We start from the raw sequence: 15,721 nt of genomic DNA, 5'->3' as shown, positions 1-15,721 counted from the left end.
TTCTTGAACCCACGGAGGTGGGTTTTGTTTGTGTAAACCTGGTTTCCAACCGCCGAGATTTCTTTCTTTCTTTCTTGAACCCACGGAGGTGGGTTTTGTTTGTGTAAACCTGGTTTCCAACCGCCGGGAGATTTAAATCGTAATTAAAGGCCGCAACATCTCTCGCACAGCGAAAGAAATATCAGCAAATTGCAGAGGAGAAATAGTAGCATCATCCCCAAGAACTGCTATACTTTAATAACCATCCTGACTCCGTTCTCGAAAAACATGAAGTTGGCGATTATTCACATCCAAAACCCAATAATCAGCAATCCCCGACTCAGCATAAATTTTCGGCTTAATCCCGCAATCCGTTCTCAGCGTAGTATCCGCAACTTCCACAATCAGATAAATTTCCGATGGCCTTGGATAGTGGTCTTCATAGTAAAATGGATCTAATATAACTACAGAAATATCCGGTTATGGTTGCGAGTAATTATTCATCCGAACTGGGTCTTGCAGCCGCACCAAAACCTGCTGTCCTAAACAGTTTTTCAGTAATATCCGCGTGCGCGCAATCGCCGCACCGTGCGCTGTTCCCTTTGCGGCCATTTTTACGAGCTGTCCTGCTAGTAATTCCACCCGTTCATCTTCGTCAAAAATACCAATTTCCGTCATCCGGTCATATTCATCAACAGTCAGCAGCCGAATATCCAATAAAGTCATAGTTGTTTCCTCCCCTCAAACAAACCCCTCTCTTTCCCCTCTTCCTCTGCGCCCTCTGCGCCCTCTGCGGTTAAAAAATCTTATCCTAAAAAAAATATCAAATCTACCTAACCTTAATGTACAATAAATTTTAAACAAATTCATCCAAGGCCCAAAACCGTGACCAAATATGTAATGTGGGGAAGTTACTGCCAGGACGTTCTCGAAAAACGCGCACCATTTCGAGACGCGCACCTAGCCGGACTTGCCAAACAAAAAGAATCGGGAGTATTGATTACCATCGGCCCAACCAAAGACTTAACCAAAGTTTTCGCGATTTACGAAGCCGCCGACGAAGCCCAAGTAAGAGAATTAGTTGAAACCGATCCCTATTGGGTAAATCAGGTTTGGACAGAATACGACATTAAAGAGTGGATTCAAGCTTTTTAAAGGAGTTAACAGGGTGAACATCTTAAGACTAGGCGACGACGATTTAGTTCCAGTAGACTACGGCGATTTGCTGGACAAAACTTTAGAAACTTTGCAGACTAAAAACCCGTTTAGCGTATCAGAAGACAACCGCCGCTTGCTCATTGATATTGATGCTATTGCTGCGGATGTTTCCCGCAAGCAAGTGCGACAACCCTTGGGTTCTTTGGAACGTCAAGCAGATTCTGCCACTGTTAACTTACCGCCGGAAATTGAAGAGCATTTTGGCAGTCAAGTCAGACAGATTAGAGAGTCTTTGCGGCAACATTTAGAATTAAAACTGCCCTCAAACACTTCTATCGAAAGCTTTGTCGCTAATTTGATTAGTCCCTTAGACTCACCATCTTTTCGGGGAAACGGCCAAGAGTTAGGCTTTAAATACGATTTTGGCACCCGCCACCCTTCTTTAGAAAAAGAAAGGCTAACTTTAGAAAGCCGAGGTGCTGGAAGCCATGCAGCTTTAAAATTGCATAAATTGACCGTTACCGTCCGCAATACTGATATTTTTGCACAAGAACTCAAGCAGGGCTTGCAAAATTATATCAATGAAAATGCCGAGAGTAACGACGACCAGCAAGAACTAAACCATCGTCTTGATGAGATGGTTAAAAATTCTGACTCTGATTTTCACAAATTAATCCGACTGGTTGACAAAGAAACTCTCGGAAAAATTCAAAAAGAAGCCAAGATTACTTACCTAGAGTATCTGCTAGAACACATCCGCGCTAGCAGCACAGATACAGTAGGTATCATCTATTTAGAAGACTTGATTCGCCGCCTCAGATTGATAGAAGAATACATCAACGACCCAAATAAATCCGATGGCGACTACGAAGTTAATTATGCTGGTGTCCGAGTTAATTACCGCGAGATATTTGCCCGATCCGAATTTTTAGATGCACTGCCAATTATTCCGATTGTAGCAGGTTACTTGGGAGAAAGTACAGATAATTCTCGCAACGAACGCAAGTTTATTTTTGGTCTCAAAATCAAATTTGATAACTCAGTACAAGCGCGGGGTGGAAAGGACGTATTTGAATATAATCTAAATCTCCTAAATCCAGATAGTGAAGAACATCAAGCAGAATTTAAGGAGGATTATAATCCCGAAACTTTCGTCCGCAAACTGTTAAAAATAGCATTGCTCTACTATTTTGTGCTTGCTTCCCGCAATGACCCACTAGCGCAAAATTACAACCCGGAATCTGAACTCAATCATCAGCCAAGAGCGATATTTGAACAAAGAGTATTGCCCGTTTTGCAAGGTTCTAACGATGAGGCAAAAAAAGAGCTTTTTCGCAACTTTATTAAAGGGCTTAATCAGTTTAATATAAAATACAAAATTACGCATTTAAGAAAAATGCTGAGAGGCTTTCTGGAGCGTCAAACAATATTACCAACCCGCACAGAAACGCGACACGTAAACCTCAAAATAGGTCTGGTAGAAGATATTGACAATATCTTGAGGAATGGTAAATTTTTCAATGAGATTATGGAGCAAAATTATAAGCAAACGCTCCATTATATTACCGTCAAAGAACCTAGTGTCGATGAAAAATCTATTTGTCAGCTACCAGTCAATATCAGCATCGAAGATGTCCGGTATTTCCCGACTGATGAACGCCAAACTTTCAGCATGGAATATAATATCAGAAACGTTGATATTTTGCCTGTAGCTTCAGTTCCCGAAAGTCGGATGAGTGTATATAACGATTTTTTAAAACAGTATAAGTTGCTGTTGTTCCGGTATAACAACCGACGACTAGATGGCGGCGATCAAGGTTTACAACCTGCGGCAATTTTTGTGTACAAGTTTACCATGCTGCTGCTGTCCTATATCTGTCTGAGGATATTGCTCGAAAATACTGCGGACAACTTATTTATTCCGATGGTGAGACTTCACGAAGGTGACGAGAAACACCCTTCGCCTTCAGAAAAGTTTATGGCCAATCTTTCTAAAACATTGTCTCATGTTTTGAGTGAAAAACAACGCTCAACTTCTCAAGGATTTCGGATCAAAAAAACGCCCAATGGTTACACAATCCGTAACGGTTTGAGTTCTCTATATTCAATCCTTCCTAAAAAGTTTCGCTTCGACGACAATGTACAGCTAGCTCCAGAATTAGACAAGTTAGCAATTATTGTGGTTTCCAGTCGAGATAGTGATGCGAAAAGAAGCAATCAAAACCGCTTCCAAAGACAAGCCAGCTTAATCGGAGAAGTTGTCGGAATCAATCGCCTAGACGACAGCACAATTCAAGTCGAAATGCTGAAAACACTTTCCGAGAATTACAGTGTCAGCCGTCTTTATTCTGAGCCGTTAATCCTTGAAGATGTAATGAGTCAGCTTTATCAGCAAGGATATCGCAATTTTGCATATATCTCGCAAGCACCTTACATGAGTACGCTGCATATTACTCAGACAGAAGAAGATGAGGAATTGTCTTTCATGTCAAAAAAACTGCTGCGAACTTTGAAGGGAGAGAGGCGAGATATCAAGATTTATCCGATATTTTTTGACAAATACTATGTACGTAGCTTCCTAGGCGATAGGGGAAAATCCTTTTATATTCAGGATGCGATGGAGCTGGAAAGCTTGTTTGCAGATACCAGCCAGCAAGCTGTAATGTTTTTCAACTTGTTTAACGGGATAAAAGTCAAGGAGGAAAAGAATTTTTACAACGGCGTGATTTCCTACTCGACGCTATTGCATATATACGAAGGCATTCTGGATGACCAAGACATTCACCAAGGCTTAATTTATGACGGTGCAATTAAAGATACTATACTGCACTATTTGACAATATTCCATTTTTCTCGGTATGAAGCTCGTCACAATATTAGTTTAAAACTTGACCCTTACGAGCGGATTATCGGTGATGAATCCGTTGGTGCTTTGTCGGTATTTAGTCATGCTGGCGGTAGCGCGGATTTTAATTCTTTGGCATTTTTGAATAAGGTAAGAGAAGTATTTAATGTCGGTGAGGGAGGTACCAATTATGATTGGTGAAGATTTTGGACGGTTGTTTGAGGTGGGATTCAATATCGGGATTCTGGCATATATTCAGCGGCAAAATATAGCTCAGAATTTCGGGGATTGTTACCGTTTGGATTTGCAGAAACTAGAATTGCCAAAAATGACAGCCGAAATAATCAGGGAAGCTAATCTGCTCGGTAGTTTGGATGCTAAAATTGTTGAAAAGTGGAGTCTGTTTTTTGTCCAAAAAGGCTTTTTTAGCGGGTTGAATTTCTTCCGGGAGTACGTCAAATCTACTGGCTGGAATTTGCATCTGCTAAAAATTGTGTATTATCAGTGCAGTTTTAGTTATACTAACAGTATCAGAACCTACGATAAGACTGATGACACCGCGTTTAAGGAGCTATTATCTCAGTTTAAAATTGCGCAACCAAATTTATCAGACGATGAGATTAACTCCTACATCCGCCGCTACAAGAAAAAAGGCGAGTTTTTGCAAGCTGATACCCTGATTTTGTTGCAAAATGGTCAGGATTTTAGAATTCTCTGCGTTGATTTGTCTGTGTTTACTCCTCCGTTAGCTTCGGAGGCGGTAAATCTGGATGAAATAGAGGTGATGCGGAAGTCTTTGCTCAGAGAAATTAGCTATTTGCGATCGAAAAGTGTTTTTTCTAATCTGCGAATTGATACGAGCACATTAGGTGTTGATTTTTCGGAGGATTTAAAACGCTATTTTACGGCTTTTAAGTATAAGGATAAGGAAAGCGCTAAGTTGATTCAGGCTGGTAGCTACGCTCACAGCTTCTACGGTTTTCTGCAAACAACTGCTATGATTCCTGATGGTGCTGAGGTTTTGTTGAATGTTGTCGGTTATAGCGATCGCACAATTAGCGCAATTTCCCTCCGCAGTGATAAAATTGACATCTTGGCGAATTGTGCCAAAATCTACCAGCAGGAAGCGAAAGATAAAGAAATTAACGCTGCTCGCGCTGAAGTTTTAGATGCGATCCAACTCAACGCGGCTCGCAGTTTTCAAAATGGTCAAAAATTTGTCAGCGATTTGTTGACGATTGGTAAAACTGCTACAACTGTCTGTCATACAGAGCGGATCGATAACTTTGTCAATTCCATCGATATTATATCAGATAAATTGGCAGATGATTTGCAAATCGATCGCGGATTACACCTGAGAAATGCTCACGCTCAATTAATTGTCAAAGCACTAGAATCTAACGAAACTTACCTATTTTTGACTGGAAATCCGGGAATTGGGAAAACAACTGCGATCGCAAATTTCCTCAAAACCCATATAAACGACGGTTTCTTGTTCTTTTACGTCAGTCCCCGCAAGCAAGTCAACTTAGATATCATCGAAAAATTCATAGATAAAAAAACAGGTTTGTTGTGCGATGATAGCTTATTTTGCATTAACTCAAGTTCCGATATTATCAACAGCAATTCAGGACACTGTACCGTCAACTACGCAGCCAATAACTATCACGAAAATTTTTATCAAAAAACCGTCCACTTCATCAACGACAGCGCAGAAGTGCAGCGGAAGAAATACCACAATCCCCAACTCGAAAGGAAAGGAGAAACCGTAATTAAACCTGCCAGGGGTAAAACGAAGGGAGTGCTAAACAGCGTTTGTGAGGGAATATATTCGCTCATCAATCAGAAGACATCGAACAATATCGTGGCTACCGTTTCTATTCAGTCTTTGAAGGTGACAGAAACAGGAAAAAATACTCTCCAACATTTAGAGAAAATATTTCAAGATGCTTACAACAAGGGGGACAAAAGAGTCATACCCGCTAAAATGCAGGAAATTTCCAGCCGCATCAAACACATCTTCATTACGATCGATGAAATTACCGGAGACGACGGCGGCGTTGAGTTTCTGCATGGAATTGGTAGGCTGCTCAACAAATATGAGTTGCACAACCCAAAACATGGTTTTAACACTAAAATTATTGTAGCCGATGCTTCGATTGTTGACTCGGACGTGATTAAACAACACCTCAATGACACGTCACCGGAACCGGATAAAATTTATTTCAAAAAGCTACCCAAAAATTCAGATACAATCCCGCCACTACAGGTTACTTTTTTTGAATTTCAACGGTTAGCTGCTAAAATTATCAATACTAATTCTTATCCGGCTCGCAGTTTAGAGATAACTTATAAGGTATTTATAGAAGCTGTTAAGTTTACTGAAGATACTTCTTTAAAGCTCAATAATAATTTACGATCGCGGGTACAGTCTGAAATCATTAAGGATATCCATCAGCGATTGACACAGCCGGGAGTAGAACAAATTATTGTCTACATTCAGGATAAGCGAAGATTAGCCGAGTTAATTGATAAAATTCAAGAGAAACGAGAATTTAAGCGCTATAGGGATTATCTGGAAGTACACGCGAATATCTCGGAAGAGGAAAAAGAGCAAATACAAAAGTGCAAAAATAAAGTTAAAGTAATCTTCATGACTGCATCGGGAAGTCGCGGCTTGTCTTTCCCGAAAACTAAGCATATTTTAGTAGATATTCCCCGCTTTCAGATTGAGAAAAATCTGATGGAGGTGATTCAGGTGATTTATCGGGGGCGCGGGGAAGATGATGATGGTAATACGCTGGATGGTGAAGCTAAGGAGTTGGTTTTTTACTTGTCTGATACAGCGGTTTACTATGCTGATGATGCGGAACTTTCGCTACAAGAAAGCAAGTTGAGTTTGTTGAATTTGCTGCTAATTCTGAAGACGGCGGTGATGACGCGGATTGCGGGATATGGATATTTGGGTAGGGAAAAATTTTTGATGATTCCGATTGGCGGAAAGTCGATTTCGGCTGTGGGCGATACTTTTAGCAGTAAGATTGCTAGTCTAATTAAAATATTAAAAAGCGAACATCGCAGTCGCCCAGGAAATGTGTTTTTTAAGGAGGTTTATGAGGGGCTGGAGGAGCTTTTGAGCCGTGGGGAGTTTGTTTTGAAAAAATCTGAGAAGTCTCGTGAAAAAGGCAATTTTTACCTGGAAATGCGGGAGGAGTTTAATCGTAATTTTTTGCAGTTGTGCAATCCTCTTGAGGGTTTGCTGGGTTATGGGAATCTAGAGATTAGTCATGTTTTGGGAAGTTTGTTATTAGTTCCTTTGGCTGATACAAGTTTAGATGAAAACTATCAGATGCGGCTGAATGGGGAAATTAGGAAATGTTTGGAGAATCAGTTGCTGAAAAAAATGGAAATGGTCAGGGATAGCAAATCTTCTCCTGAGAATGTAAAATCTGCTATCAGGGGTGGTGCGATCGAGCTTTTGCAGTTTCTCAACGACGATTTGGAGAAAACTCAGTATTTCCAGCAGCAGAGTCAGCAGTTCGATCGCTATTATGCTATACCTTTGTTTGCTTTTGTCAGCGGGGATCGGATGCAGGAGTATTTTGCAGACACGAGGCTGGAGGAACCGGAGGATCGGATGTTTCGGGATATTCTGTCGGCTTATGTGCGATCGACCTATCCTATAGACAGTGTAATGCCGATCGGGCATAAGTATCGCGAATTCCCGTTTATCGTGTTTAGAAGCTACAGTTTAGAGCAAAGTCGGGAAAAGATGTTTACCGATAAGTACCTTTTGAGCTCTAATGAGTTGAACGTGCTCAATTTGATTTTGTCGAAGCAAGACGGCGGTTGAAACCGCGTCTACACAAACGATGTCGGGATGGTGCGCGGACGGAAGAAAATAACGTGATTTTGACCGCCATTGTCTTCAACCCGCGCACCATCCGGGTTTTGCTTGTATAGACGCGGTTTCAACCGCCCGGTCTTCTATTGTTCACCGCCTTAGTCTTCAACCGGCGTCCGGCTTATTTTGCTTGTATAGACGCGGTTTCAACCGCCCGGTCTTCTTGTATAGACGCGGTTTCAACCGCCCGGTCTTCTTGTATAGACGCGGTTTCAACCGCCCGGTATTGTTGTATAAACGCAGTTTCAACCGCCCGGTTTTCCATAAAAAATTGTACAATAACAAAAGTGAAAATTTCCAGCAAACAAAGTTAAAAAAATATGACAGTCAAAGTAGGAGATATCGCACCGGATTTTACCTTAACGTCGCAAACTGGCACATCAGTTAGCCTCAAGGACTTTCGAGGTCAAAAAAACGTCATCGTCTACTTTTACCCCAAAGACGACACGCCCGGATGCACGACTCAAGCTTGCGCTTTTCGAGATAGTTATGAAGTTTTCAAAGACGATGGTGCAGAAGTAATTGGGATTAGCGATGATTCGCAGCAGTCTCACGAGAAATTTGCCTCGAAATATCAGTTACCTTTTACTTTGTTGAGCGATACGGGGAATAAAGTTCGGCAATTGTACGGGGTTCCAGCTACTATGTGGATTATGCCAGGTAGGGTAACTTATGTGATTGACAAACAAGGTGTTGTCAAACATATTTTTGATTCGATGTTGGATTTTAAGGCTCACGTTGCGGAAGCGCTGAAAACTTTGGCAGTTATCAAAAGTTAGATTGCGCGCGGGTGCCCATAAACCGGGTTTTTTCAGGAAAATACCCGGTTTTTTTGACAGGAATGCGTAAATTGCGATCGATTTTTCACATAGTTTTATCTCATACAAATTTTAAAAATTAATGCAACAGTGTAGGGTGTGGATCGCTAAAAATCCCAATCTAAATATCGACAATTCTGCTCGCGATCCACCTGACCACAATGGTACGATCGAGCAAACACAACATTTATTATGTAGCAATCTTTTGTCAAAATGGTATTCATAACTATTTTAACCCAAGCGTATTGCTTTCTAATCAATTATTTAGCTGCGGGATGGGAAAATTGAAAGCAGTCAAGAGCAAATCTTGGCTGCTTTTTTTAATTTTTTATTCAATTACACTTTTGAGCGCACTCTCAATAAAGAAACCGGGTTTTTTACTTAATCTGTGAGTGACAATGAAGGATTTTCGTGAAAAAACCCGGTTTCTGGCCGCCCGTATGCGGGACTAAATTAGTTTCCAAGCGCGAGTGGGGAGTCTTTGATTAATCTGATCTGGCTCGACCTCCAAGACAATGTTTCCATTCAATTAGTTTCCAAGCGCGAGTGGGGACACAAGAAGAAGCTGCTATAAATTATGGTCAGTCTTATCCAGGTTTCCATTCAATTAGTTTCCAAGCGCGAGTGGGGACTGGGAACTTATGGTGAAGTAGAAACTTTTCAAAGGTTTGTTTCCATTCAATTAGTTTCCAAGCGCGAGTGATGGAGAGAAAGTTCCTCGATACGATTTTAATAGAGTTTCCATTCAATTAGTTTCCAAGCGCGAGTGGGGACAAATCAAGGCACTTGGCTGCATCCAAAACTTTCTGTCCGATTGTTTCCATTCAATTAGTTTCCAAGCGCGAGTGGGGAGTCGTGCTAGCTTATAGATGAGCTTGCAACGTAGTTAGTCTTATATTATATGTTTCCATTCAATTAGTTTCCCCAGCGAGTGGGGAGCCACTGAAAAAATTAGCTACAATTTCACTTTAGCAGTCGAGTTTCCATTCAATTAGTTTCCCCAGCGAGTGGGGAGCCCAGCCAGAATAAAGATTTTGCGATGCATGGCAATGACAAAAAAATGTTTCCATTCAATTAGTTTCCCCAGCGAGTGGGGAGATCAAAAACTTCTTAGAATCAAGAAAAACTCAATAGTTTTTGTTTCCATTCAATTAGTTTCCCCAGCGAGTGGGGAGGTTCCCTTGCGTTGACATTGCAGAAACCTGTTCTTCTGTTTCCATTCAATTAGTTTCCCCAGCGAGTGGGGAGGTGCAGCGCGGCGAGGTGATGGGCCTGCTGGGCCCCAATGTTTCCATTCAATTAGTTTCCCCAGCGAGTGGGGAGACTGAGTGGTGAGTTCGATAGAACAAATTATGTTTCCATTCAATTAGTTTCCCCAGCGAGTGGGGAGTTTAATGCAGCACAGGGTGAATATGTCGGACAACTTGACTCTGATGAGTTTCCATTCAATTAGTTTCCCCAGCGAGTGGGGAGCGAATGGGCGGGTTGTAATTGATGTTAAACCCAAGGGACGGGAGTTTCCATTCAATTAGTTTCCCCAGCGAGTGGGGAGACGAGTAATGAAGGGATGCGTGTTTGTGAAAGCAACATAGAGTTTCCATTCAATTAGTTTCCCCAGCGAGTGGGGAGGGTAGCAAAGCTCTATTCAAGGTAGATAACTCTTGTGGGGTAGAGTTTCCATTCAATTAGTTTCCCCAGCGAGTGGGGAGGGATACCCAACTATCCAACCGTACCGCTATCAAACTAATCCGTTTCCATTCAATTAGTTTCCCCAGCGAGTGGGGAGCAGAAGGGGTGTTAACAGTAGTTAACTGCTTTCCTAGTTTCCATTCAATTAGTTTCCCCAGCGAGTGGGGAGGGTGCAAGGTTGTATCTTACCTCCCCCTAACAAGAAGTTTCCATTCAATTAGTTTCCCCAGCGAGTGGGGAGCGCACTGCAAATCTGTGGCGAACTGAAGAATAATAAGTTTCCATTCAATTAGTTTCCCCAGCGAGTGGGGAGAAGAAGCTCGACAAGGTAAGCGAATTACCAACGCTCTTGTGTTTCCATTCAATTAGTTTCCCCAGCGAGTGGGGAGTCGCACATACTTTGAATCGCCACCCCCTATATACCTAGTTTCCATTCAATTAGTTTCCCCAGCGAGTGGGGAGTCCTGATGGTGTAAATAACGGACCTGAGTTTGAAAAAACACGTTTCCATTCAATTAGTTTCCCCAGCGAGTGGGGAGCAAAAGAAACTTACCGAAACCCCGCCCAATTTCTGTTTCCATTCAATTAGTTTCCCCAGCGAGTGGGGAGTTCACGGGTTGGGGTGCGATCGCCAGCGTCTTCGAGTTTCCATTCAATTAGTTTCCCCAGCGAGTGGGGAGTTCTGTTGAAGACTGGAAGAAAGAATACTTAAGAAATGGTTTCCATTCAATTAGTTTCCCCAGCGAGTGGGGAGGGTTCTTGGTGGAAAAAGATGTGACGATCGAATCTCCTGTGTTTCCATTCAATTAGTTTCCCCAGCGAGTGGGGAGAAGAAGCGATCGCCAACCTTGCACAATTGAGTAAAATGTTTCCATTCAATTAGTTTCCCCAGCGAGTGGGGAGTATCAACTTCAAAAAGCTCCTTAAGCGCAGGAAACTGACTCAAGTTTCCATTCAATTAGTTTCCCCAGCGAGTGGGGAGTCAGCAGCATTGGCAATGTCTCGACAGCACCTTAAGAAGAATGGTTTCCATTCAATTAGTTTCCCCAGCGAGTGGGGAGAAGCTAGAGACTTGGTGGGCGACAGAACCTGATACCACAGTTTCCATTCAATTAGTTTCCCCAGCGAGTGGGGAGGAGAAAGATGGTGGACGTATTCTAATCGAAGATGGTCGTCTGTTTCCATTCAATTAGTTTCCCCAGCGAGTGGGGAGCGAAAAGAACATACTGATGTGTTCCAAACTCTCTTTTATTTATGTTTCCATTCAATTAGTTTCCCCAGCGAGTGGGGAGCGCTCAATACGACCTTGTTGCGGATGGCGTATCCGGGTTTCCATTCAATTAGTTTCCCCAGCGAGTGGGGAGTAAGCAAGACGTATACGAGTCCGTGACCAACCCATGGTTTCCATTCAATTAGTTTCCCCAGCGAGTGGGGAGATTAGTTGGTAAAGTACACACTTGTGCAGCGCCCGAACGTTTCCATTCAATTAGTTTCCCCAGCGAGTGGGGAGTGCTGGTGTCAGCTTGGTAGAGCAGTTTGCATACTCCTGTTTCCATTCAATTAGTTTCCCCAGCGAGTGGGGAGCATTAAACGTATTCTCCGTGGCTTTGCGCCTCAGAAGTTTCCATTCAATTAGTTTCCCCAGCGAGTGGGGAGTGGGAATAACCCCAAGGATCACGACTGTGCTGAGTTTGTATCCTTCAAGTTTCCATTCAATTAGTTTCCCCAGCGAGTGGGGAGTCCATCACCACAACTGTAACCACCATGAACGTAATGTTTCCATTCAATTAGTTTCCCCAGCGAGTGGGGAGGGAGAGGTGCAGGTGCGACTGTCCAGATCCTAAAGAACACGTTTCCATTCAATTAGTTTCCCCAGCGAGTGGGGAGTTAACAAAGATGGAGAGCAAAGAAAGGAGTTTGTCGTTTCCATTCAATTAGTTTCCCCAGCGAGTGGGGAGTTAATGGCTAGGTTATCTATGAATGCAATCATCTCAGATGGGTTTCCATTCAATTAGTTTCCCCAGCGAGTGGGGAGGGAAACCTTACATTGCTATGTATGAAGAAGGCACATGGGAGCTTGTTTCCATTCAATTAGTTTCCCCAGCGAGTGGGGAGTCAGCAATCGCCTGTGATGAGTCTCTACAAGAGATCCAAAGTTTCCATTCAATTAGTTTCCCCAGCGAGTGGGGAGATGGGCTGGCGGTTTTGGTAGAGAATAGTCCTAGCGTTTCCATTCAATTAGTTTCCCCAGCGAGTGGGGAGAGAACAGTACGATGCAGCGGTAGAGAACAATACCGTCAATACCCTCGTTTCCATTCAATTAGTTTCCCCAGCGAGTGGGGAGTCAAGCTGACAACATAATCAAGAAGGCTGAGCGTAAAGGTTTCCATTCAATTAGTTTCCCCAGCGAGTGGGGAGACCGTGTGTATGAACCTGGTGAAGTAATGGTAGAGTTTCCATTCAATTAGTTTCCCCAGCGAGTGGGGAGCTATTGGGTGCCGGCCAATTGACGCCCGTAGATAACGTTTCCATTCAATTAGTTTCCCCAGCGAGTGGGGAGTACATGGGTCCCCATCAGTATCGCCATTGTTACCACGTTTCCATTCAATTAGTTTCCCCAGCGAGTGGGGAGCTACCTACGAGGACCAGGATGGGGATTTGCAGTGGTATGGTGACGTTTCCATTCAATTAGTTTCCCCAGCGAGTGGGGAGTCTCATGGTCTAAGAAGGTAATCAATAACAACCTGTTTCCATTCAATTAGTTTCCCCAGCGAGTGGGGAGATATCCACTGTAAATATGTTCATAATCAAATTCTTAGTTTCCATTCAATTAGTTTCCCCAGCGAGTGGGGAGTGACTACTAACCAAGAGTTTCTTTCTGATGAAGAGTTAGGTTTCCATTCAATTAGTTTCCCCAGCGAGTGGGGAGACTACAGTATAATGAAGTTCAGCTAAAACATTAGGTGTTTCCATTCAATTAGTTTCCCCAGCGAGTGGGGAGGTAATGCCTCTTTGGAATGCGGTTATTCCTAGTCTTTTGGTTTCCATTCAATTAGTTTCCCCAGCGAGTGGGGAGTTTCTAAGGATGAGATTGTAGATGTTAATGCAGTGTTTCCATTCAATTAGTTTCCCCAGCGAGTGGGGAGTTGGTTCTTTATGTCAGCTAATTCACTAGAAAAACTCACCGTTTCCATTCAATTAGTTTCCCCAGCGAGTGGGGAGTTTACTAAGGAGAAGGAGGAAAAAGTAGTTTCAAAGTTTCCATTCAATTAGTTTCCCCAGCGAGTGGGGAGGGCTATAAAGTGAATATCTCTACCAGTAATTCCAAAATAGTTTCCATTCAATTAGTTTCCCCAGCGAGTGGGGAGCCTAAAGTAGAACCATACAGGCTATGAATAGTGTTTGTTTCCATTCAATTAGTTTCCCCAGCGAGTGGGGAGAATCCAAAATTGTTAACGGAGCAGAAGTCAAAAGTGTTTCCATTCAATTAGTTTCCCCAGCGAGTGGGGAGTGGCAACCGTTTATTTTCAAGAGTAATTTTATTGAGTGTTTCCATTCAATTAGTTTCCCCAGCGAGTGGGGAGTTTATCGAAAACCCAACTACAATTACAATATTCTTCTTGTATTGTTTCCATTCAATTAGTTTCCCCAGCGAGTGGGGAGTGTCATCGTTCACTACAACGGATTCGGTAAGCTTAAGTTTCCATTCAATTAGTTTCCCCAGCGAGTGGGGAGGTTTGAGTTGCTGGAACAATGCCCAGCGGGTTGAATTTAGTTTCCATTCAATTAGTTTCCCCAGCGAGTGGGGAGGGCCCAGCAAACTTGTGGCGCTGTCGGTGAGTCAGTAGTTTCCATTCAATTAGTTTCCCCAGCGAGTGGGGACCTCCCTTGAGCCGATCGCCCAACACATCCAACCTGGTTTCCATTCAATTAGTTTCCCCAGCGAGTGGGGAGGGCGACAGCTACCTCAACAATGAAGACTACGAACTGTTTCCATTCAATTAGTTTCCCCAGCGAGTGGGGAGCAATTTGCTTGCAGTTCGGCGCGATCGGGAACATGAGTCGTTTCCATTCAATTAGTTTCCCCAGCGAGTGGGGAGTGCTTAAGTTTGCTTTAAAATCCGCCCATGAATATGTTTCCATTCAATTAGTTTCCCCAGCGAGTGGGGAGACATTATCACACTCAAACAGTAGAAGTTAAACGGGTTTCCATTCAATTAGTTTCCCCAGCGAGTGGGGAGTAATCATACAGACTGGCACCTATGCTATGAGTCTAACGGTTTCCATTCAATTAGTTTCCCCAGCGAGTGGGGAGAAAGAAGCATCCCATGTCTCTAATGCGGCTATGTCAAGTTTCCATTCAATTAGTTTCCCCAGCGAGTGGGGAGCAGATAGTGGTGACTGTTGCTGGATCTATGTTGGGTTTCCATTCAATTAGTTTCCCCAGCGAGTGGGGAGGTGTGGTCACTGGTAAGAATAGTGATCTCTCAATGGAAGTGTTTCCATTCAATTAGTTTCCCCAGCGAGTGGGGAGCGTGTTCTGCAGGGCTTTAGACATGGGGTCTGTGAAGTTTCCATTCAATTAGTTTCCCCAGCGAGTGGGGAGGCCACCCGTGCTGAGTTAAAGGCTGCTGCTCGTAAGTTTCCATTCAATTAGTTTCCCCAGCGAGTGGGGAGAACAAAGGTGTGCTGCCTGGGGTGGAAGTAGTAGATACCACATGTTTCCATTCAATTAGTTTCCCCAGCGAGTGGGGAGGGAAGTAGTAGATACCACATCACACGCTATCCAATGTTTCCATTCAATTAGTTTCCCCAGCGAGTGGGGAGGTAAAACAGTAGCCAAGTCCCTAACCAATCCCACCGAGTTTCCATTCAATTAGTTTCCCCAGCGAGTGGGGAGACTAAACGATAGTGAGCTAGCTAAAAGACTCCTGCGTTTCCATTCAATTAGTTTCCCCAGCGAGTGGGGAGGTTACGCCCATACTTCCCAGAGCTGTGTGGTCTAGAGTTTCCATTCAATTAGTTTCCCCAGCGAGTGGGGAGTCGAGTTTGTAATTGATAGCAGTGGACAATTGAAGAAAAAGTTAGTGTTTCCATTCAATTAGTTTCCCCAGCGAGTGGGGAGACTAACTTTAAATTAAACATCAAAACCCTTAATCGTGTTTCCATTCAATTAGTTTCCCCAGCGAGTGGGGAGTCAACAATTGAAGCTACTACTTCATGTCTACCAAGTTTCCATTCAATTAGTTTCCCCAGCGAGTGGGGAGATGAATGAGTTTAATATTGATTTAGCTAAACAATTAGTAGATTCTGAAGAAGTTTCCATTC

Annotated in this window: 7 protein-coding genes and 1 CRISPR repeat array; of the genes, 5 read left to right on the top strand and 2 right to left on the bottom strand. The window is 43.1% G+C overall.

Annotated features, from left to right (window positions below; translation table 11 throughout):
• Positions 1-234: 234 nt before the first annotated feature.
• Entirely contained in the window at positions 235-453 is a 219-nt protein-coding gene (locus tag QT974_RS07245; protein ID WP_333467846.1) for a Uma2 family endonuclease, read from the bottom strand.
• Positions 454-459: 6 nt separating this feature from the next.
• Positions 460-705, bottom strand: a complete 246-nt coding sequence (locus QT974_RS07240) for a hypothetical protein (RefSeq protein ID WP_333467840.1) — start codon at positions 703-705, stop codon at positions 460-462.
• 159 nt (positions 706-864) lie between these two features.
• Here QT974_RS07240 and QT974_RS07235 point away from each other — a divergent pair, with 159 nt between their 5' ends.
• The 5 genes from QT974_RS07235 (at position 865) to QT974_RS34735 (ending at position 9,407) form a co-directional block, all read left to right on the top strand.
• On the top strand, positions 865-1,134 hold the full coding sequence (locus QT974_RS07235) for a YciI family protein (RefSeq protein WP_333250125.1): 270 nt from the start codon (positions 865-867) through the stop codon (positions 1,132-1,134).
• 13 nt (positions 1,135-1,147) lie between these two features.
• Positions 1,148-4,183 carry a hypothetical protein gene (locus QT974_RS07230; RefSeq protein ID WP_333467839.1) on the top strand — a complete coding sequence of 1,012 codons (3,036 nt, stop codon included), beginning with the start codon at positions 1,148-1,150 and terminating at the stop codon, positions 4,181-4,183.
• The gene (locus QT974_RS07225; RefSeq protein WP_333467838.1) at positions 4,173-7,835 is read left to right on the top strand and encodes a helicase-related protein; all 3,663 of its coding nucleotides are present in this window, start codon (positions 4,173-4,175) and stop codon (positions 7,833-7,835) included. Before QT974_RS07230 ends, QT974_RS07225 begins: the two co-directional genes overlap by 11 nt.
• Positions 7,836-8,206: 371 nt before the next feature.
• Positions 8,207-8,665, top strand: coding sequence for a peroxiredoxin (locus QT974_RS07220; RefSeq protein ID WP_333467837.1), 459 nt, complete (start codon positions 8,207-8,209; stop codon positions 8,663-8,665).
• Between the two features lie 616 nt (positions 8,666-9,281).
• Positions 9,282-9,407: a hypothetical protein gene (locus QT974_RS34735; RefSeq protein WP_442933161.1), complete on the top strand. Its 126-nt coding sequence runs from the start codon at positions 9,282-9,284 to the stop codon at positions 9,405-9,407.
• A gap of 200 nt (positions 9,408-9,607) precedes the next feature.
• A CRISPR array of direct repeats spans positions 9,608-15,660; the repeat unit is 36 nt; unit sequence GTTTCCATTCAATTAGTTTCCCCAGCGAGTGGGGAG.
• Positions 15,661-15,721: the final 61 nt, after the last annotated feature.

The organism is Microcoleus sp. BM001215392, assembly GCF_036700185.1.
Lineage (GTDB): Bacteria > Cyanobacteriota > Cyanobacteriia > Cyanobacteriales > Microcoleaceae > Microcoleus.
Note: the sequence above shows the minus strand (reverse complement) of the source record. Positions and strands in the feature narration are given on the sequence as shown.

Bases quoted from the DNA above. Each gene is read 5' to 3' on its own strand.
- QT974_RS07240 (WP_333467840.1), bottom strand. From the start codon at position 705: ATGACTTTATTGGATATTCGGCTGCTGACTGTTGATGAATATGACCGG.
- QT974_RS07225 (WP_333467838.1), top strand. From the start codon at position 4,173: ATGATTGGTGAAGATTTTGGACGGTTGTTTGAGGTGGGATTCAATATC.
- QT974_RS07220 (WP_333467837.1), top strand. From the start codon at position 8,207: ATGACAGTCAAAGTAGGAGATATCGCACCGGATTTTACCTTAACGTCG.
- QT974_RS34735 (WP_442933161.1), top strand. From the start codon at position 9,282: ATGGTCAGTCTTATCCAGGTTTCCATTCAATTAGTTTCCAAGCGCGAG.